The organism is Paenisporosarcina sp. OV554 (genome assembly GCF_003058165.1).
In the GTDB taxonomy this organism is placed as follows: Bacteria; Bacillota; Bacilli; order Bacillales_A; family Planococcaceae; genus Paenisporosarcina.
The window spans coordinates 1-19,454 of record NZ_QBUC01000007.1 but is presented as its reverse complement, the minus strand read 5'-3'; the positions used below and the strand labels follow the sequence as shown (position 1 = coordinate 19,454).

The 19,454-nt window shown below is 40.8% G+C and carries 22 protein-coding genes and 2 riboswitches; of the genes, 9 read left to right on the top strand and 13 right to left on the bottom strand.

The genetic code is table 11. The features are described 5' to 3' along the window. Positions 1-5: 5 nt before the first annotated feature. Both C8K15_RS08010 and C8K15_RS08005 read right to left on the bottom strand, forming a co-directional pair. Entirely contained in the window at positions 6-1,112 is a 1,107-nt protein-coding gene (locus tag C8K15_RS08010) for a DUF1648 domain-containing protein (RefSeq protein WP_108585902.1), read from the bottom strand. After that, entirely contained in the window at positions 1,112-1,498 is a 387-nt protein-coding gene (locus tag C8K15_RS08005) for a GntR family transcriptional regulator (RefSeq protein ID WP_108585901.1), read from the bottom strand. Before C8K15_RS08005 ends, C8K15_RS08010 begins: the two co-directional genes overlap by 1 nt. 162 nt (positions 1,499-1,660) lie before the next feature. After that, a riboswitch (TPP riboswitch) is annotated at positions 1,661-1,767 on the top strand. Positions 1,768-1,996: 229 nt separating this feature from the next. Between C8K15_RS08005 and C8K15_RS08000 the strand changes: the two genes are divergently transcribed. The 4 genes from C8K15_RS08000 to C8K15_RS07985 are packed head-to-tail and all read left to right on the top strand — an operon-like array spanning position 1,997 to position 5,413. After that, positions 1,997-2,602, top strand: coding sequence for a YkoF family thiamine/hydroxymethylpyrimidine-binding protein (locus tag C8K15_RS08000; RefSeq protein ID WP_108585900.1), 606 nt, complete (start codon positions 1,997-1,999; stop codon positions 2,600-2,602). A 1-nt stretch (position 2,603) separates the two neighbouring features. Then, positions 2,604-3,203, top strand: coding sequence for an ECF transporter S component (locus C8K15_RS07995; protein ID WP_108585899.1), 600 nt, complete (start codon positions 2,604-2,606; stop codon positions 3,201-3,203). After that, positions 3,196-4,659 (top strand): ABC transporter ATP-binding protein, encoded by a 1,464-nt coding sequence (locus C8K15_RS07990; RefSeq protein ID WP_108585898.1) that lies wholly within the window; start codon positions 3,196-3,198, stop codon positions 4,657-4,659. Before C8K15_RS07995 ends, C8K15_RS07990 begins: the two co-directional genes overlap by 8 nt. Beyond that, on the top strand, positions 4,652-5,413 hold the full coding sequence (locus C8K15_RS07985; RefSeq protein WP_108585897.1) for an energy-coupling factor transporter transmembrane component T family protein: 762 nt from the start codon (positions 4,652-4,654) through the stop codon (positions 5,411-5,413). The genes C8K15_RS07990 and C8K15_RS07985 overlap by 8 nt, the downstream gene beginning before the upstream one ends. Before the next feature lie 44 nt (positions 5,414-5,457). On the opposite strand, the gene C8K15_RS07980 is transcribed toward C8K15_RS07985, so the two are convergent. Beyond that, entirely contained in the window at positions 5,458-6,399 is a 942-nt protein-coding gene (locus C8K15_RS07980; protein WP_108585896.1) for a PfkB family carbohydrate kinase, read from the bottom strand. A gap of 103 nt (positions 6,400-6,502) precedes the next feature. Here C8K15_RS07980 and C8K15_RS07975 point away from each other — a divergent pair, with 103 nt between their 5' ends. Together C8K15_RS07975 and C8K15_RS07970 are read left to right on the top strand one after the other, a co-directional pair. Next, positions 6,503-7,066, top strand: coding sequence for a GNAT family N-acetyltransferase (locus C8K15_RS07975; protein ID WP_108585895.1), 564 nt, complete (start codon positions 6,503-6,505; stop codon positions 7,064-7,066). Positions 7,067-7,216: 150 nt separating this feature from the next. After that, entirely contained in the window at positions 7,217-7,984 is a 768-nt protein-coding gene (locus tag C8K15_RS07970) for a FixH family protein (protein ID WP_108585894.1), read from the top strand. Between the two features lie 92 nt (positions 7,985-8,076). On the opposite strand, the gene C8K15_RS20260 is transcribed toward C8K15_RS07970, so the two are convergent. The 5 genes from C8K15_RS20260 to C8K15_RS07950 form a co-directional block, all read right to left on the bottom strand. Continuing rightward, positions 8,077-8,253 carry a hypothetical protein gene (locus C8K15_RS20260; protein WP_158268275.1) on the bottom strand — a complete coding sequence of 59 codons (177 nt, stop codon included), beginning with the start codon at positions 8,251-8,253 and terminating at the stop codon, positions 8,077-8,079. A gap of 52 nt (positions 8,254-8,305) precedes the next feature. Then, a complete protein-coding gene (locus C8K15_RS07965; protein ID WP_108585893.1) occupies positions 8,306-8,704 on the bottom strand; it encodes a hypothetical protein in 399 nt (132 codons plus the stop codon). Positions 8,705-8,778: 74 nt separating this feature from the next. Then, positions 8,779-10,158, bottom strand: coding sequence for a sensor histidine kinase (locus C8K15_RS07960; RefSeq protein WP_108585892.1), 1,380 nt, complete (start codon positions 10,156-10,158; stop codon positions 8,779-8,781). Further along, positions 10,155-10,829: a response regulator transcription factor gene (locus C8K15_RS07955; protein ID WP_108585891.1), complete on the bottom strand. Its 675-nt coding sequence runs from the start codon at positions 10,827-10,829 to the stop codon at positions 10,155-10,157. The genes C8K15_RS07960 and C8K15_RS07955 overlap by 4 nt, the downstream gene beginning before the upstream one ends. A gap of 4 nt (positions 10,830-10,833) precedes the next feature. After that, positions 10,834-11,661: a YihY/virulence factor BrkB family protein gene (locus C8K15_RS07950; RefSeq protein ID WP_108585890.1), complete on the bottom strand. Its 828-nt coding sequence runs from the start codon at positions 11,659-11,661 to the stop codon at positions 10,834-10,836. A gap of 309 nt (positions 11,662-11,970) precedes the next feature. Here C8K15_RS07950 and C8K15_RS07945 point away from each other — a divergent pair, with 309 nt between their 5' ends. Both C8K15_RS07945 and C8K15_RS07940 read left to right on the top strand, forming a co-directional pair. Further along, positions 11,971-12,405 carry an SRPBCC family protein gene (locus C8K15_RS07945; protein ID WP_108585889.1) on the top strand — a complete coding sequence of 145 codons (435 nt, stop codon included), beginning with the start codon at positions 11,971-11,973 and terminating at the stop codon, positions 12,403-12,405. Further along, on the top strand, positions 12,405-12,767 hold the full coding sequence (locus tag C8K15_RS07940) for an ArsR/SmtB family transcription factor (RefSeq protein ID WP_108585888.1): 363 nt from the start codon (positions 12,405-12,407) through the stop codon (positions 12,765-12,767). The genes C8K15_RS07945 and C8K15_RS07940 overlap by 1 nt, the downstream gene beginning before the upstream one ends. Before the next feature lie 68 nt (positions 12,768-12,835). Here the strand turns inward: C8K15_RS07940 and C8K15_RS07935 are convergent, their stop codons facing one another. From C8K15_RS07935 to C8K15_RS07915, 5 genes are all read right to left on the bottom strand, one after another. Beyond that, positions 12,836-13,921: an iron-containing alcohol dehydrogenase family protein gene (locus tag C8K15_RS07935; protein WP_108585887.1), complete on the bottom strand. Its 1,086-nt coding sequence runs from the start codon at positions 13,919-13,921 to the stop codon at positions 12,836-12,838. Between the two features lie 15 nt (positions 13,922-13,936). Then, entirely contained in the window at positions 13,937-14,770 is an 834-nt protein-coding gene (locus tag C8K15_RS07930) for a MetQ/NlpA family ABC transporter substrate-binding protein (protein ID WP_108585886.1), read from the bottom strand. 17 nt (positions 14,771-14,787) lie between these two features. Beyond that, positions 14,788-15,459 carry a methionine ABC transporter permease gene (locus C8K15_RS07925; protein WP_108585885.1) on the bottom strand — a complete coding sequence of 224 codons (672 nt, stop codon included), beginning with the start codon at positions 15,457-15,459 and terminating at the stop codon, positions 14,788-14,790. Further along, complete coding sequence (locus C8K15_RS07920) at positions 15,449-16,462, bottom strand: methionine ABC transporter ATP-binding protein (RefSeq protein WP_108585884.1); 1,014 nt, start codon at positions 16,460-16,462, stop codon at positions 15,449-15,451. The genes C8K15_RS07925 and C8K15_RS07920 overlap by 11 nt, the downstream gene beginning before the upstream one ends. A gap of 103 nt (positions 16,463-16,565) precedes the next feature. Beyond that, positions 16,566-16,674, bottom strand: a riboswitch (SAM riboswitch). Between the two features lie 70 nt (positions 16,675-16,744). Then, positions 16,745-17,539, bottom strand: a complete 795-nt coding sequence (locus C8K15_RS07915) for a carbon-nitrogen family hydrolase (protein ID WP_108585883.1) — start codon at positions 17,537-17,539, stop codon at positions 16,745-16,747. A gap of 85 nt (positions 17,540-17,624) precedes the next feature. On the opposite strand from C8K15_RS07915, the gene C8K15_RS07910 reads away from it, so the two are divergent. Then, entirely contained in the window at positions 17,625-18,788 is a 1,164-nt protein-coding gene (locus tag C8K15_RS07910) for a pyridoxal phosphate-dependent aminotransferase (RefSeq protein WP_108585882.1), read from the top strand. Positions 18,789-19,454 lie beyond the last annotated feature (666 nt).

The window sequence follows — 19,454 nt, the reverse complement described above, 5'->3', positions numbered from 1 at the left end:
CCTTTTTAAAGTAATGTTGATATCAAAAAAATACTGACAAATAACAAGACAAGGAAAATCCAACTACCTTTATGCCCCATATTTACGGTCCAACCAATACCAAATCGCTTTTCAACGAGAATGCTGGGATCGTTTTTATTTACATAAAATAAACCGAACTTCCAGTATTGATCATCGTCCATATCGATGACATTTTCAGGATTCATGTCTTGTTCTGAAACAGTAATTCTTGTACCGCTTTGCCCTACTTTTACAGTGTAGTACATAACCGATCCAAGAATGACAACTAGAAAGCCTAGTGTAAATCCTAATGTAAGACTGGTAGACATGATTTCAGGGTAGATGATTGTCAGTTGTAAGTACCCCATCAGCAACGTTACGGTAATTGTCACGACAAATAATAACCAACTTGAATATTTTCGAAACGCGAGTTGTTGCTCACGCGAACGTTTCTTGTGGCGAACTTGAATCTTCGCTCCTGATTTTTTCATCGCTCCATTGAAAAACAGCAGCATCCCTTGGAGTACGAGTGTCATGATAGGTAAAGCACTCACCGAAACCCAACTTTTTTCTGCGAATGCATCTGCTTCTCCACTTGGTCCCCAATGTGTTGGAATCTGGTTGGGTAACGTATCGTATTGGCTTAACCCTAAAATCCCTAAACCAAGAGTTATAATCATTGGAATTATAAAGTAGATACTCGGTAACAACTTAAGCTGTTCACGAAATTGTAAGTCGACTACTTTTCGCTCACTTTGCCCAGCAGTCCACTTTTCAGTTTTCTTCCAATTAGCTAAGGCAATATGGTTTTTTGCATAAAGTCCCATTGAGAAGATTAGTGCCACTATTTGAGCGACCATTCCAACATAGACAATTTGCTCCTCACTGGGACGAAACGTCCATAGCCATCCGATAAAAACCGCGAGGATAACAATCCCACTCGCTAATATGGCTTTTGTATAACTATTTTTCATGTGTTCTATTCGTTTGTCTTTGACATGAGTATCCGGGATGTAGATACCAAATGCCTCACTTTCTTTTAAAAACTTTGGTAAGAACGCTTGAATGGCAATAATAAAAATTAAAATGATAATAAAAATAATTGCGGCCATCACATTTCCTCCTTCAAATCTAAACTTATTTCTTGTATTAACAACTCAATTTCTGCTTGGGACAATTGTAGACAAAGTGCCTCTGCAATAATTGGACGTAATTCTTTTTTCAAACGAAGTCGATCTAGTTCAGATGCTTTCCGAACCCCGTTTTCATGAATGAATACGCCTTTCTTCTGTACAATTTGTATAAATTCCTTCTCTTCTAAATAATGATACGCTTTATTTACGGTATGCATGTTCATTCCAAGGTCTGCAGCAAATGCACGGACTGACGGTAAAGAATCGCCCGGTTTCAAGCTACCTTTTGCAACACTTTCAATAATTTGCTGGGCCAGTTGCAAATAAATCGGCACGGCAGAATTTGCTTCAATTTCAATAAACATATGCGACCCCTTCTTGTTCTATTAATAATAGAACAGCTTTGTTATATATAATATAGAACAGATTTTATATTGTGACAAGTATAATTTTTTTACTTGGTTTACAATGTGTTTTTCGTGCGTTACAATGAAGCCGTTCTTTAACATTTAAAAAACTGCATACGACTACTGCACTAGGGGTGCTATATTTTGGCTGAGATGAGAGCATTAGCTCCGATCCCTTAACACTCGATCCAGATAATACTGGCGTGAGGAAGTGCGGCGACTTTTGCCAATTTCTATTGAGCAAAACAGCTGCATTCCACGTCGAATGCGGCTATTTTTATGTTCAAAAACGGTGACTAAGCAGAGTGGTTGATTTTAATGATTCTATATTTTCCGGTGATAGACACTTTCATTTTAGAGAGACGTTTTTTTGTCTCAACTTTATCGAAGTAACGCGCACCACTTATGACGTCGTTAACTTACTCTCTAGACACCAATTAGAAGGAGGAGATGGGAATGGAACAAGGGTTTAGTTGTGGGACAAGTCCAATTGTGGGGTTAAGATTTTCGCTTCACCCAATGGCAGACAATTTTATTGAAATTATTAAAGGGGCATTGCGCGAAGCGGATACATCAAATGTGTGGATGCATACTGATGACGTCAGTACAGTCATGCGTGGCAAGCAAATTCACGTCTTTGATACAGCGAGAGCCATTGTTTTATATGCAGCGAAGACAGGAGCACATGTAGCATTTAACGGGACATTTTCGATTGGTTGTCCTGGGGATTCTGCGGGAGATGTGTATTTAGAGAAAGATGACATCTTGTTAAACGAACCTCAAATTCGGGAGATCAAACAATACGTTTCATCTCAGTTTGCGCTTTATCCTATGAATAACCCCGACTATATGTCGGTCATTTATACAGAAGTAGCTCGTGCAAAAGAACATGGTGTGTTCAATGAGTCGATGCACTATGCAAGTGGGCTCCATGGCGATATACACGAGGTATTTACGTTCCTAGAAGAAGCATTCACTCATGCCCGTTCGGAACAACATAGACACTTAGTGATGACTGTTAACATGAGCATCAACAGCCCTTCACATAAAGGAGATGCGTAATATGTTGAAATCATGGAAACTAAAAGAAGTCGTCTTAATGTCCGTATTTGCAGTTGTTTTTGCAGTCGTGTATTTACTATTTGTCCAAGTCGGAAACATTTGGGCGGGTGTGATTGGTCCGATTGCGTATGAATGGATATTTGGAATTTGGTTTATTGTCTCGATTATCTGCGCCTACATCATCCGCAAACCAGGTGCCGCTTTGTTGTCTGAAACGATGGCCGCAATGATTGAAGTGATGATTGGTAATGCAGTAGGTCCTCGATTGATTTTAACAGGACTTGTTCAGGGACTAGGAGCTGAGGCAGCATTTGCTGCGACTGGTTACAAACGTTATGACTGGTGGGTGCTTTGTTTAGCAGGTGTCGGTTCCGCAGTCTTTAGTTTTGCTTATGGCTTCTTGGTGTCTGGTTACGCAGCACTTGATCCTTCCTTGTTAGTCTTAATGTTTACGCTTCGTGTCATAAGTGGTGCTGTCATTGCTGGCTTAGGTGGCAAATATTTATCGGATGGTTTACTCGCTACTGGGGCTCTTCGTGGCTACTCCATTTCCCGTGATACAGGTAAAAATCACAAGATAAAAGGTGAGGTTATTGGTTAATACCCTCAGTAAAAAATCTCAAGTTGAAATAGTAGCTACGCCGGTAATCATTGATTTTAAAGATTTCACTTTTCAATTTCCAGAAGATGAATCGCCAGTATTTAGAAATATTTCTTTCTCCATACAAGCTGGGGAACGTGTAGCTTTATATGGTCCTAGTGGTTGCGGGAAAAGCACTTTATTGTATTTAATGAATCGCTTGTATCCTGACAATTGCGATGGTGACCTTGAAGGTTCAATAACACTTTGGCAACGCGATGCTGCATGTTTTGCTCCTGGTGAAATCAACCACCGCGTCGCTACTGTGTTTCAAGATCCAGATACACAGTTCTGTATGCCAACAGTTGAACAGGAAATGGCTTTTACATTAGAAAACTTGCATGTAACTCGACCTGAAATGGAGCATCGCATCACGGAGACACTTGAAATGACTGGTCTTACACAATTCCGAAAAACGACCATACAAACTCTTTCTGGGGGAATGAAACAACGAGTGGCAACAGCATGTGCAATTCTTATGCAACCAGAAGTGTTATTGCTAGATGAACCGCTTGCCCACCTAGATCCGTTAACTGCAAAACACTATGTAGAGTGGCTCGATACCTTGAAATGGTCATACCCATTAACAATTGTCGCGGTCGAGCACCAACTCGATTTATGGGGAACTTTTTTTGATCGTGCTATTCACGTTCGTGCATCAGGAGACCTCCCTATAGAATTGAATCCAACAAAACCATGCATTACCTTTCCAAAACGCGTTTCGGCTATTCAACCAGAAGTGGCTTTAGAAGCAAAAAACGTACATGTACACGTGAAAGGTAAACAGTTATTGAAGGACGTTTCATTCCAATTACAACGCGGAGAAATTGCCGTACTTGCAGGTCCAAATGGCAGTGGCAAGTCCTCTCTTTTAAAAACCATATGTGGCATTTTGAAAAAATCGGATGGCACTATAAAAAGTGGCACCATGCTTCCGGGTTACGTTCCACAATCACCTGAACAGTTATTTGTCACGCAACGCGTAAAAGACGAAATCCGATTTTCAAATAACACAAAAGAAGAAGAGATTACAGACATTATGACTCGTTTACGCTTGAACGAAATTGAGCAAGCTCACCCTTTCTCGGTCAGCCATGGGCAAAAACGCCGCGTTGCGATTGGGACGATGCTTTCAGATAAAAGACCTGTACTCTTACTAGATGAACCTACATCTGGACAAGATGAAGCAGCGCTGAAAGAATTGTTTCATTTAATCAATGCTCGTGCAAAAGAAGGATTTGCTATCTTAATCGTGACACATGATATGACCTTTGCAGCAGCCATTGCAGATACCATTTTCTTAATGAACCACGGGCAATTGACTGGGCGTTTTGACAATGATGTGATGTGGCTGCAAGAAAAGTTATTAGAAAAACATCAACTAGTGGCACCGATTGGAGTGTGTTTACATGACTAGTCGCACATGGTTACACGATATGAATCCAAGTCTAAAATTTATTATAGTTCTAGTTTCCATGTTGACTCTGGCGTGGTTTTTCAATCCATGGACCCCTTTGCTATTCTTCCTGGGGGTTATCCTGCTTCAACTGTTATTCAGTAGAGTGAATTGGAAAGTCTGGTCACTGTTCATGATTCCCATCGCCTTTACCGCTATCGGTTATTTGTGGACTACCTTACTTTTTGCGGCTGATACAAGTGGACATGTCATCTGGACTTGGGGAAAGTTTGAAGTGACAAATACTCAGTGGAATACGGCGTTATCATTATCGTTTCGTGTCTTCGCTTTCTCATCAATGTCTTTGTTATTTGCTTTGACAACAGACCCAGTCAAATTTGTGATGAGTCTTATGCAACAGTTGCGTCTGTCTCCAAAACTTGCTTATGGAGTAATGGTTGGATACCAATTTTTACCCGTTGTGAAGGATGAGTTCATTCTTATTCGTCATGCGCACCGATTACGGGGAGTTGGAGAAGAAAAGCATGTCTGGCAACGATTACTAGGTATGCGTAGATTGTTAATTCCATTACTCGCGGGAGCTGTTCGCCGTGCGGAAAGGTCTGCTTTTGCTATGGAAGCACGGGGCTTTACCGGCGAGCGACGTTCGGCGTATTACGAACCGATTTCCATAAACGCCCGTGATTGGCTACTCGCCACAATCATAATGGTGTTGTTAATAGGCAGTGGTGTAGCAGGATTTTTGTTACACTAATCCATAAAAAATCGCTCGCTGACAGAACAGTCAACGGGCGATTTTTATGTTATCTTCAATTCACTCAGTCTTGGCAAAGCCGTTAATGCACCCGCTTTTGTGGCAGCAAGTGCTCCTAGATGATTTGCAAATTCCGTACAACTAACTAATGACTCCATAGTTGTCGGCAAACCATTTATATGCACATACCGCAAAACGCCTGCCATAAAAGCATCGCCCGCTCCTGATGTATCCACAGCAACGACGGGTTCAACTGGAACATGTTGAACTTGTCTATTTAAAACTGCATAAGTACCGGCTGCTCCCGCAGTAATTAAGATAACAGGGATGTCCAGATGGGCAATCTTTGCAAGGCCTTCTTCAACTGAATTCGTTTCAGTTAAAAACGTCAGTTCGTCTTCTGTGAACTTCAACAAATCTGCATCCTTGAAAAATGATAAAATCGTTTCCCGACATTCAGCTTCACTTTTCCAACGTAAGGGACGAATATTTGTATCGAAGGAAAACAATACATCATTCTTCTTCGCGTATTCTACTGCTTTTCGAGAAGTTTCCAGCGCTGTCGGTTGAAACATCGTTCCTGAACACAAATTTAGAATGGATGCCTTTTGGAATGCTTCTTCCTTTAAGTCGTGCACAGCTACTTGGATATCTGGTGCCTCATCAATATAGCGATGGAAAATACGATCATGGTCTTCTGTTAAATGAACATATACTCCACTCACACGCTTTTCAGGCTCAAGTATTGCATAATCCATAATGACATCCTCAGCTTCAAGTTCACCTCGAATAAAGTCAGAAGTTGCATCGTCTCCTGTAATGGTAATAAACGCGGAAGGCACCCCTAATCGGGCAACACCTACGGCTACATTGACTGTCGCCCCGCCTAAAAACATTGAAAATGATGAATTTGTTGTATCGTCTGCAATGTAGTCGACAAATGCATCCCCGTAAGTGAGGACGTGGGTTTTATTCGATTGAACCATGACCATCATCCTCCTCTATTTTAATAGTTCTAGATTACCATGAACCCCGCTATAGATGGAACTTCAATATTTTTGGTATAGTGTCAACAAGGAGTTGATTGACATGAACATAAATATACGAAAAGCAAGACCTGCAGATGCAGAAGGTGCCGTCCCGCTCATCATCGATGCGATTGGTAGCATCGCTGAACAAATGACTGGAGAAACTGATTCTACTGCCGTACAGCAAGAGCTCATTCAGTTATTTAGACGTGAAGACAATCGTCATTCGTATTTAAAGACGATCATTGCAGAAAAAGCCGATGAGATTATGGGCGTGATGGTGCTCTATTCTGGATTAGACGCCATTGAGTTAGATTCTAAATTAGTTAATTGGTTGCGGCTGAAAACGGGCGACAACATCGTCATTCCACCAGAAGCACGTATAGACGAATACTATATCGATACAGTCTGCGTTAACCCTGAATTCCGAGGACTAGGCATCGGTAGTTTATTGCTAACTGAAGCTGAAGAAATTGCTCGTGATTTTGGCTTTTCTAAAGTAGCTCTCAACGTAGAACTTGAAAAAGAAGCTGCCATCCGCTTATATGAGCGTATTGGCTACCACAAAGCAGAACCTTGGGAAATCTATGGTGGTAACTTTCATCACATGTTAAAACCCCTATAGTTTTCATTGGCTAAACAACTACAAATACACCTGTGTGTCTTTTTTATGACATTCTTTTCCATGCAATCACACGTTTCGAGTTTTGTCACAGCTGTTTCCGTGATTATTTGATACAATGGCTTCAAACAACGAAAACGAGGAGCATGACAGATGAAACGATTTTTAGCGATAGGGTCCATTCTTACAGCCCTTGTACTTGGTGCATGTGGAACAAATGAAGAACATAAAGATCACAGTGCAACTTCGTCAGATGAAGTGCCTGAAATATTAGAAGTTGATTTAACAGTTCCTGAAACAGCGGCTGCCGGCGAAGCAGTTACCTTTACTGCTGCTGTTACACAAGGTAAGGAAATCGTTGAAGATGCAGATGAAGTAAAGTTTGAAGTACTGAACATAAGTTCTGGCGAAAAAGAGATGATTGAGGCTTCATTAAACGAAGATAAGCTCTATACCATTGACTATACATTTAAAGCTAATGGTACCTATGATATCACGTCCCATGTAACAGCTCGCTCTATGCATACCATGCCAACGAAACAACTATCAATAACAGGTGGCGAAGAAGCGGCTAGTACAGTAACAGAAGAACAGGCAGCACATGGTGAAGTCGCAGATCATCATCACGGGAGCGTTGCAACCATTGACTTTAAAGAAGGAACGACTACCGTTGGTGAAGCAGTCATGTTAGAAACTAATGTTACATTAACAGAAGAACCACTTGAAGGCGCACGCGTAAAATACGATATTGTTCGTAGCGATACGGAACAGCATACGTGGTTGGAAGCACCAGAACAAAAAGCGGGTGTTTATCAAACAGAATTCACCTTTACAGAAGCAGGCACTTACGAGATTGAAGTGCATGTGACAAAAGGTAACGACATACACGAACACGTGAAAAAGAAATATACCGTGAAATGAATTTTAAAGGGTTATCCAGTAGTGCTTGTCTCTAGTGGATAATCCTTTTTTGATACACAAAATGAGGAGCCCTGTTGCGAGCCCCTCATTATTTATTTATACTTCACGATTCCAGTGACGGTGTGCCGTAACGGTAGAAAAGTGTCTTCCAGTGCTTTGTTCGCAATGACTGAGCCCGCAGTTGCAGGAAGACCTCCATTTTCGGAAGGCGATGTCACTTCTTTGCAGATGGTGCCAATATCGTTAAAACACTCATAATAATGAGCCAAACTCCAAGGACGATAGCAGCTGATTTTTCTCTTTCCACATGGTTTTCATCAGCTACTCTTTCTTCGCTGGTTGAATGCAGAAAGTTACCGCTACAAACAAGGCAAAGCTAATAAGTAATGTTGTTCCGCCGACGATATAAAATACAAGTGAAAATGCTTCAGGTAATCCCAGAGGTTGCATATTTTGGAACCACATGCCTACCGTTAACCCAATTGCGCCTAAAATCGCTGACCAAGCATGAATGTTAACCAACTTCGGATATTTTACTTCAAATAATTTATAGAATATGCCCCAACTAAAAACTGATAACCAACCTACAACTAAAATATGTGCATGAATCGGACGGAACGCGTATGCTCCTGTCCCCGCCATATGTGAACCTAAATAAGCACCTATAATACCAAAAACCGCGGCAATTCGAATTAGACGAATACTCCATCTTTCTTGCATGTGTATGTCCACCTTTCCTTCCTCAAGATGGCTTCATCTTACCACGCGAAGATGAACCCAATATGAACGAGGTATTACAGTTTCGGGAGCGTGATATGAATGAGTGTTCCTAATCCAAGGTCACTTTCAATTTTCACTCTACCTCGGTGGCGCTTCACGATCTCACTGACAATGGCTAGTCCTAGCCCAGTACCTTCTTTTTCTCGAGTGCGAGAAAGATCTGCTCGGTAAAACCGGTCAAAAGCTTTTTCAGATTGTTCTTGTGTCATCCCGATTCCAGAATCTTTTATAGTTATGTGAAGTTCATCTTCCAGCTCATATCCATTGATATGAATAAAACCATTTGGCTGATTATATTTCACTGCATTTGTTATGAGGTTTTCCCATACTTGCATCAACATATCTGGATTGCCTTGCGTTATTAGTTCAGGCATGTCCATTCGTACATCCAGTTGAAGATCTTCAAAACGCCATTCATTCTGACGTATGGTCCGTTCGATCTGCTCTTTGACCGAGACACGTATAATCGTTGGTTGATACGATTGGTGGTCTAGTGAGGTTAAGTACAGCAGTTGTTTCGTCAATGCTGACAACCTCTTACTCTCTAGCTCCACAATTCCGGCATAATTCGCTCTGTCATACTGAGTGACAGACTCATCGGCTAGTAGTTGAGCATAGCCTTGAATATTCTGCAATGGCGATTGAAAATCGTGCGATACATGACTCATAAAATCTTTTCTGACTTGATCATTCTCTTTCAAGCGATCAGCCATGATTTGAAAACTTTTTGCCAGTTGGCCAATTTCATCGTTACTCGAAATGGCGATGGACCCATCAAAACGTTCGTTTGCCATCTTCCTTGTTGCTTCCGTTAAAACAGTAATTGGTTGAATCATTCTTCTTGCGACAATTAACATAGCAAGCAAACTTAAAATGAGCATGGCTGCTGCCAAACCGCCTAGTAAAATATGCACTTCTGTAAATAACATCTTAATGTTTGGTCGAATAAACAATGCGTATCTTTCATCTTTGTACGTAACAGGGACACCCACTGTATTCGTCAATTCGTTAGAGAAAAAACCTGTCACAAATGTTTCTTTTGGAAAATCACGCATGCCGTGATAGATTTCTCCATTAAGCACCGCTTCTTTTATACTTATCGGTAAATAGGATTCTCGAAAAGGACCACCATAAAAATTGTTATCCCCTGATTCATCGGCCATAAATAATTGATAACCAGAGCTTCCAAATACCTCAAGCGATTCCCCTAACGGTACGGTTGGATTTTTTTCTATAAAAGTAGCCATCTCTTGTGCAATTCCTACATTTTTTAAGTCATTTTGTTCTTTTAATTGTTGGTGGTAATATGTATTGACCAATAAAAAACCAATCGTCGCGCTACCTACCATAATGGCTAATGTCATAACAATAAACTTACTGTATAAAGATTTCATGACCGAGCCTCCAGCTTATAACCAATCCCTCGAACCGTCACAATTTGTACGTCTGAAACAAATCCGTTCAAGCGTTCTCGTAAGCGTTTTATATGAACACTTAAAGTCTGTTCATCACCCGGATAATCGTATCCCCACACTTGTTCCATCAATCCACTACGTAGAAATACATTGCCTGGACTTGAGGCAAGCAGTGCGAGCAATTCAAATTCTTTTAAAGGCAACCATTTAGTTTCGGTACCATTTGAAATATCAAACTTCTTCCGATCAATTATGAGAGACCCAACCTGCCTACGTATTTCATTAGGATGTGCACTTCGTCTAAGCACAGCGCCAATTCGAAAAAGTAGTTCCTGCGGTTCAAACGGCTTAACAACGTAGTCATCTGAACCTGCGAGAAAGCCTTTTTCTTTATCTTCCAACTGACTTTTAGCTGTAACCAGAATCACGGGTAGGTCAAAGTCGTCTCGAATCTTTTTGGTCAATGAGAACCCATCCATACCTGGCATCATCACGTCAACAACGACTACATGCGGCCACACAAAAGGAATCAATTTAAGTGCACTTTCGGCATCTCGTGCTTTTTCAACACGGTATCCTGCTTTGGTTAAATGAATACTCATAAGTGTTAATATATTCGGATCATCATCTACTAGTAAAATTGTGCGCATCTGCTCACCTCTTTCTTTTGACCTTCAGCGTGCGAGCGTTCCTAACTTCTGCAATGAGTAAACCAGACAATAAAATGACCACAGCGGTTAAGTAGAACCATAAAACAAGTACAATGATTCCGGCAAGTTGACCATACAATCTCGTGTAATTCACAGTTGAAACGTAGTCTGCAAAAAGTAACGAAACAACTTGCCAACCTATCGCTGACAACAAGGCACCAGGCCATACATCACGGAAAGTAAGCCTTTCATTTGGTACGATTTTATAGAACAGAAGAAAGAATAGAAACAAAAATATGGAACCTAATCCCCACTTCACAGTTGGCCAAATATAGATCCACCCTTGCCAGTCATCAACCGTACCTGCTGACGATACCACCCAGTGCAAACCACTTTCTATGAACGGTAAAAATAACGATAGCGGTACAAGTGTCATAAACAAAAGTGTTACGCCAAGATCTCGCAGTAGTCCTTTCCAATAAGGAAGTGTGCTTTTCATGCCATTTGCTTCATTTAATGCACGTGCAAGAGCCTGTACAGCCATGGATGAAACCCAAAATGCAGCAATTAAACTAAGTGACAAGACGCGCCCTTTATCCGCTGTTAATATATTCGTTACATTGTCTTCTATGAGTGCGAATGAATCCCCTGGAGCAAAAGGTCTCAAGAAATCTAAGATTTGCTGTGCATCTACTGGAAAAAAGCTTATAAGTGACAAAATAAATAGTAAGAATGGAAATACCGATAAAAGAAGAAAATAAGCTGTTTGTGCGGCTTCATCGAAAAACCGCTCAGTGAAAAACCTCACGAAAATACGTGTAACGATCTTCATTACTGTTCCTCCAAGTTTGTTCTTAAAGTCATTGTGACGGAAACATATGCCATTGGGCAAGAAAAAACCCCATACAAAGTGTACCAGGCTGAAATGTGCCATGACTTACCTAAAGATATTTTTTCCAATAACCATCTGATAAACTACGAATAATTGGATAAGTAATATGACTCTCCATATGAACATCCTATGATTTAAGAATGTTCTTGATGTGGAATTTCTATGCCTCACCTTGACATGAAACCATTTGGTTGTATATATTAATATATACAACCAAATGGTTTCATATTGTTGAAAGAAGGCGAATTCATGGAGACAAACAATCAGAATGTACTACCAGATATTAAGCAAACAGTCATTTTTAATGCACCCATTCAAAAAGTATGGGATACCGTATCAACTGCAGAAGGAATCGCATCATGGTTTATGCCAAATGATTTTCAAGCGAAAGTCGGACATGAATTTCATGTCCAATCGCCATTCGGTCCATCACCATGTAAAGTCGTTGAATTAGATGCTCCTAATCGACTTACTTTTACTTGGGACACAGAAGGATGGATTGTTACTTTTATATTAATAGAGGTCAGTGGTAAAACTGAGTTTACCCTTATTCATAGTGGTTGGAAACAACCAGATGCTATCCTTCCAAAAGCAAATGACAAAAGCTCAGTTATCCGCGACAGAATGAATTATGGTTGGATGGGGATTGTTAATGAACGACTTAAAAAAGTTGTTGAGGAATAGTGGCTAATTCAGCAGAAAAATATGATGTATTCCAAGCTATTGCTGATCCAACCCGTAGAGAGGTACTTCGCATACTTACTGGAAAAGAGTTACCCATCTCAAAAATAACATCTCATTTCACTATGAGTCGTACAGCCATTGCAAAACATCTTCATATCCTTTCAGAAGCAAAGTTAGTCAGTGGACGAAAGGTAGGGAGAGAAAAACTCTATCAGTTACAACCAGAACCTTTAGAAGAATTAAAACAGTGGCTTTCTTTTTACGAACAATTTTGGAACAACAAATTATCAATACTTAAACATGTTGTTGAAAGTGATGGAGGAAGTAGAATACACGTCATTAAAACCGAAGTTGAGAAATAGTAATAACAAAGTTGACATAGAGAAAGACCGACAAAGTTTTTATGTCGGTCTTTTTTAAATAATCGAATTCATGGTTTTACAAGTAACCTTGACTCTAAATGTCGCATGGCTTGTGCCACTTCAGTAGCTGTTATTTTTTCACTACGCATGTGATGAATGGACTCTTCATTTCTTGTGGATTGTTGTGCAATAACATCAATCCATCTACTCGGAATATTTAAATCATAAAGCGAAGTCGGCAAACCCAGTTTCTGATAAAACGGACATAGTCGCTCAACTTCACTTTCCTTCTGTTCGAGAAGCAATTGAACCAAAATGCCATAAGCCACTTTATTTCCATGTAATGCTTTATGTGACTCTGGCGCAATGGTCATGCCGTTATGTATGGAGTGCGCACCTGCGACTCGACCATAGCGATCACCAAATCCGCCTACCATTCCTCCAAGCATAATTATCGATTCAATTACTTTGACAAATGCATTTGATACTTTTGCTTCTTTCGCATCATCAATGGCTTCTTCTGCATGTTCAAACATTTCTTCTGCACATAACCGCGCAGTATGATGAGCGACCTTTAGCGCAACCGATGGATTGCTTAACTTGCTAATTTGAACGTCTGCTTCATACCACTTAGCTAATGTATCTCCAATGCCTGCGACGAGAAGTGGAATGGGGGCTTCCACTAAAATTCGTGGCTCCACAAGAAGGATGTCAACACTCATTGGATACACATCATAATGTGTCATCATACCTTCATCAGAATAGATAACACTAAGTGGTGTCCACGGTGCACAGTTCGAAGCGAGCGTTGGAATTAAGATCGCCTTGGTTTCACTCGTGTAAGCTGCCGCTTTTACGACATCCAACACTTTTCCGCCTCCCACACCAATAATTGCATCTACGGAATGGCTCTGTGCTAGCGCAGCCACTCTGGAGATTTCAGTTACTGTACACTGACCTTTATAAAAAACTTGCGATACATGAATGCTTTTTAGGCTGGGAAAATAGTAGCGTGCCGCATACCATGACTTCACACCTGAAACAATGAGTACACGTTTGATATTTCTAGACACTAACTTGTCTTCAAGTTCATCTAGCGCCCCACTCTTACAAACATATTCAGTCGGTGCTCCGCGAATAATGATGTCTTCCATAAGACTCCTTCTCTCTTAACGGTTTTTCATCCACTCAGGTTTACCAAAACCTTCAAATTCTGAGTCGATAATTCCTTCAAATTCAGGTGCTTCTACGATTTCCACTAAGTCTTTCGCAAGTTGCGAGTCTTTGTTTGCAGTCGTAACAGCCACGAGGTTACGGTAGAGATCAGGCATGTTCTCTAAAATTAACGCATCTCGTAATTTCATATCTGCTGCTAAAGCGAAGTTTCCTGGAACTGCTGCTAAATCTGCACCATCTACTGAACGAGGCAGTTGACCTGCTTCAATTGGTTGGAACACTAAATTTTTCGCATTGGTCTTAATATCTTTCTCTGACACTGTCAAAGGCTCTGCATTTGGATCTAATTCTATTAATTTATGATCTTGTAAGATTAGGAAAGTACGGGCCGCATTGACTGGGTCATTTGGAATCGCTATTGTTGCACCATCTTTCACTTCTTCTATGGATTTATATTTATTAGAGTAAATACCCATTGGTGCTGTTGGCACTGTGATTAGTCCAGTTAATTCCATATCATTTTCTTTCGAGAAGTTCTTAATATAAATGGAGTGTTGGAAAAGGTTCGCGTCAATATCTCCATTGTCTAGCGCAATGTTAGGTTGAATGTAATCGCTGAATTCAACGATTTCTACTTTGTAGCCTTTTTCTTCAAGAGCTGGTTTAATAGCCTTTTTCAACATGTCGCTGTAAGGACCTGCTGATCCACCTAATTTTACTGAATTATCGTTATCCACATTGCCTTTAGTTTCTTCGTCACTTCCTCCACATGCTGCAAGAGCCACTACTAGTACCAGTAACATAATCGAAAATATAATTTTTTTCATCTCTGTCTCTCTCCCTTTTATCGTTTATCTAATGCTTTAGACGTCCAGTCACCCAGCTGTTGAATGATTTGAACGAGAACAATTAAAATTACTACCGTGACAACCATGATTGTATTGTCATAACGGTAATATCCGAACCGTATTGCCAAGTCTCCAATTCCGCCGCCGCCTACTACCCCAGCCATTGCGGAGTAAGCAACTAGGCTAATGATGGTCATCGTCACTCCTTGCACAATGCTCGACTTCGATTCTGGCAATAACACATCTTTGATAATCATCCAAGGGGTTGCTCCTACTGCAACTGCAGCTTCAATAACGCCTTTATCAATCTCTCGGAGTGATGTTTCAACAATTCGCGCGAAAAATGGAGTGGCCGCAACCGATAAAGAAACACTAGCTGCTGCTGGTCCAATCGTAGAATCAACAAGCAATTTGGTTAATGGTATAAGTGCAACTAACAAAATAATAAACGGAATCGAACGTACCATATTTACAATAAAACCGAGTATTCCTTTTATAATTCGATTTTCTAAAAACAATCCTCGATCGGTAATGAAAAGTACAATACCAAGGGGTAATCCAATCACAATCGCAACCGTCAGTGAAATCCCAATCATATACATCGTTTCCCCAAATGCTTTGAGTATGTCTGGCCTTAATTCAATCACGTGTTGGATATCAATGCCCATTTTGAATCACCTCCACTTGCGCTCCGCGTCCTTCCATATACGTAATAGCTCTTTTAATATTGTCTGGATGTCCTTGAATTTCCATTAAAAACAAACCTAGCGGCACTTCTTGTATGTATTCAATCGAGCCGTGCAAGAAATTCCCACGTACTTCAAAATGCTGAACCATATCTGAAATAACACCTTCACCCGCCACATCACCTTTAAACATTACTTTTACAATACTTCCAGTAACTTTATCCAAAATGGTTTGTGGCACTTCAAATGACAGCACGCTACTAATAAATTCTTTAGTCAGCTCAGCTTTTGGATTTGAGAAAATTTCGTATACTGACCCTTCCTCCACTACTCGCCCATCTTGCATGACTGCCATACGGTCACAAATCTCTTTCACTACATTCATTTCATGCGTGATTAACACAATCGTGATGTTTAATTCGCGGTTTATCTTTTTTAGCAATCGTAGAATTGATAATGTTGTGTTTGGATCAAGCGCAGAGGTTGCTTCGTCACACAATAACAAGGAAGGGTTATTTGCAAGTGCACGTGCTATTCCAACACGTTGTTTTTGCCCACCACTCAGTTGTGCTGGAAACACATCTTTTTTATCAGTTAAACCAACCATCTCAAGAAGCTCCACTACACGAGACGTCATTTTTTCTCTTGGTGTGCTTGCCGCTCTTAATGCGAATGCAATATTTTCAGCTACTGTCTTTTGACTAATCAAGTGAAAGTGTTGAAAAATCATGCCGATTTTCAAGCGCGCCTTGCGTAATTCTTCTCCCTTTAATTTTGTTAGATCAAGTCCATTTACTTCAATCTGGCCACTGGTTGGTCTTTCGAGTAAGTTGATACAACGGAGTAAAGAACTCTTGCCAGCTCCGGAATACCCCACAATTCCGAAAACTTCCCCTTCAGAAATGGTGAGATTAACTCGATCCACACCCATTACCAGGCCATTTTTCGTTTTGTATTCTTTAGATAAATCATTTATTCGTATCATAACAACAAGCTCCTTTTTACCTTCTAGAAAACACAATCCGTAGACTTTAACAAAATAAAAAATGCCCCTTTCATTATGAAAGAGGCACCGAAAAATGGATTTTGGGTTATCTTTCAGAATGAAATCATTCTGTAGGAATTGGCACCTTCCCAGCTATTGCTGGGGGTTGCCGGACGTCATAGGGCCTATCCCTCGGTCTCTCTTGATAAGTTTCCATATGTAGTTGTATTTGTTGCTCGAACTAAATCTTACGATGTTTATTAACGAGTGTCAAACCTTTTTTCACTTTTCAAACAATGGTAGATAAAGTGACGGTCTTCGATCTTCATACACAGGGATACGTGCGCGCACTTCTTCAACTTCGGAAAAATCAACATCAATTACCGCGTATTCTTCATGTTCGGTACCGGTCCACAACACTTTCCCCCACGGCGCAATAATCATGGATTGGCCATTAAACTGATTGTTTGGATCAGAACCAATACGATTCACTGCAATTACGAAACATTGATTTTCTATTGCACGCGCTTGAAGTAAGATCTTCCAATGATCAATGCGTGTCGACGGCCACTGTGCTGGAATGAATAACACCTTTGCTCCTGCTAATGCATGTGCCCGTAACCATTCAGGAAACCTTAAGTCATAACATATGACGCCACCAGCTTGGATAGAACCTAAAGAAAACATATTTTCCTTATTTCCTGCTTGTAGGTATAGATGTTCATCCATCAAACGGAACAAATGCGCTTTATCGTATTCACCAACAAGCTCTCCATCGTTCGAATATACATACATCGTGTTGTAGAAGTTGACTCCTTTTTTCGTTGAAACCGAACCACCTACGATATGAATGTGATGTGTTCGCGCTAAATCAGAAAGAAATTTTTTCGTACGCTCTCCTTCAATATCGGCAAGGTTTTCTAATGCTGTTAATGCATAAGCAGTATTCCACATTTCAGGTAAAACAACGAGCTCTGCACCTTCACCAACTACTTTTTCAATTAATCTTTGAACATTGCAAAAATTTTTTTCAGGTTCAGCAAACGCTACGTCGAGCTGAATGCAAGCGATTTTCATGGATACACCACCTATAGACAAGTTACTCAAAAGGTTATAAGATTTGGCTGACGATTGCAACTAATTTAGAAAATGAGGAAACGCCATGGAACTCTCGAAAAGACTACAACAATTACCTCCACAATTTTTTGCTTCTCTTGTACAAAAAGTAGGAGCTGCAGTGGCACAAGGTCGCGATGTAATTAATTTAGGTCAAGGTAACCCTGACCAACCAACACCTCCACATATCGTAAAAGCACTACAAATAGCTGCTGAAAATCCTGTTACTCATAAATATTCGCCCTTCCGCGGAATAAGCGAATTGAAAGAAGCAGCAGCTGCCTTTTATAAACGTGAATATAACGTTGACATCGATCCACTAACAGAAGTCGCTGTATTATTTGGAACAAAAATCGGGCTTGTTGAATTGCCTATGGCCGTATTAAATCCGGGAGATTGGATGCTACTACCAGACCCTGGATACCCAGACTATATGTCAGGAGTAATGATGGCCGACGTCAACTATGAAACGTTACCACTTATTGCAGAAAATAATTTTTTACCTGATTTCAATATGCTTTCTGAAGAAAGTAAAGAACGCGCGAAACTTATGTATCTTAACTACCCAAACAACCCAACAGGAGCTACGGCAGACCTCGAATTCTTCAACGAAACTGTAGCATTTGCTAAGGAAAATGGAATTGCTGTATCACATGATTTTGCCTATGGAGCCATTGGATTCGAAGGAATAAAACCGGTAAGTTTCTTACAAGCAGACGGTGCAAAAGACATCGGAATTGAAATGTACACCTTATCCAAAACATACAACATGGCAGGATGGCGCGTAGGATTTGCTGTAGGAAATGCACAAATAATTGAAGCCCTTAACTTGATACAAGATCACATGTTTGTAAGCCTATTCCCAGCTGTCCAGCACGCAGCCGTTGCTGCTTTAAATGACAATCAAACATGTGTGCAGGAATTAGTTGATAGCTATGAAAAGCGTCGAAATGTATTCATCGATGCATGCAACCGTATAGGATGGCAAGTAGAAGCCCCCCAAGGCTCATTCTTTGCGTGGTTGCCCGTTCCAGCGGGATACACAAGCCAAAGCTTCGCAGATAGGCTGTTAAATGAAGCAGATGTAGCCGTAGCCCCTGGAAATGGCTTTGGTGAATTTGGCGAAGGCTATATTCGTGTTGGCCTATTAGTAGACGAGGACCGTTTAGAAGAAGCCGTTCAGCGCATTAGTAAACTAGATATTTTCTAACTTGGCTAGCTAGTTAGGTTAGACCAGACATATGAACACAAAAAAACCGATACCCTTTAACAGGTATCGGTTTCTAAATTGCCTAGCGACGTCCTACTCTTGCAGGAGGAAACCCTAAAGCTACCATCGGCGCACGAGCTTAACTTCCGTGTTCGGGTTGCGAAAGACGATGAACGGCAGATTTCTTCGTCACCTGCGGGCTTCTCGTTTCTCGCGTATGGAATACGCTCCGAGACTCGCCCCCTTGGTTCCTCGAACTCTTTGTTCCTCCTCTTTCTCACACACCTTCGAATCTATAGAAAATTGAATACAATAAAATCAGTACCTCTCGGTACCAGTTTCTCTTTGAAAAGTCCTAGTCCCTTATAAATAAACACAAAAAAGCCGATACCCTTTACAGGTATCGGCTTTCTAATTGCCTAGCGACGTCCTACTCTTGCAGGAGGAAACCCTAAAGCTACCATCGGCGCACGAGCTTAACTTCCGTGTTCGGGTTGCGAAAGACGATGAACGGCAGATTTCTTCGTCACCTGCGGGCTTCTCGTTTCTCGCGTATGGAATACGCTCCGAGACTCGCCCCCTTGGTTCCTCGAACTCTTTGTTCCTCCTCTTTCTCACACACCTTCGAATCTATAGAAAATTGAATACAATAAAATCAGTACCTCT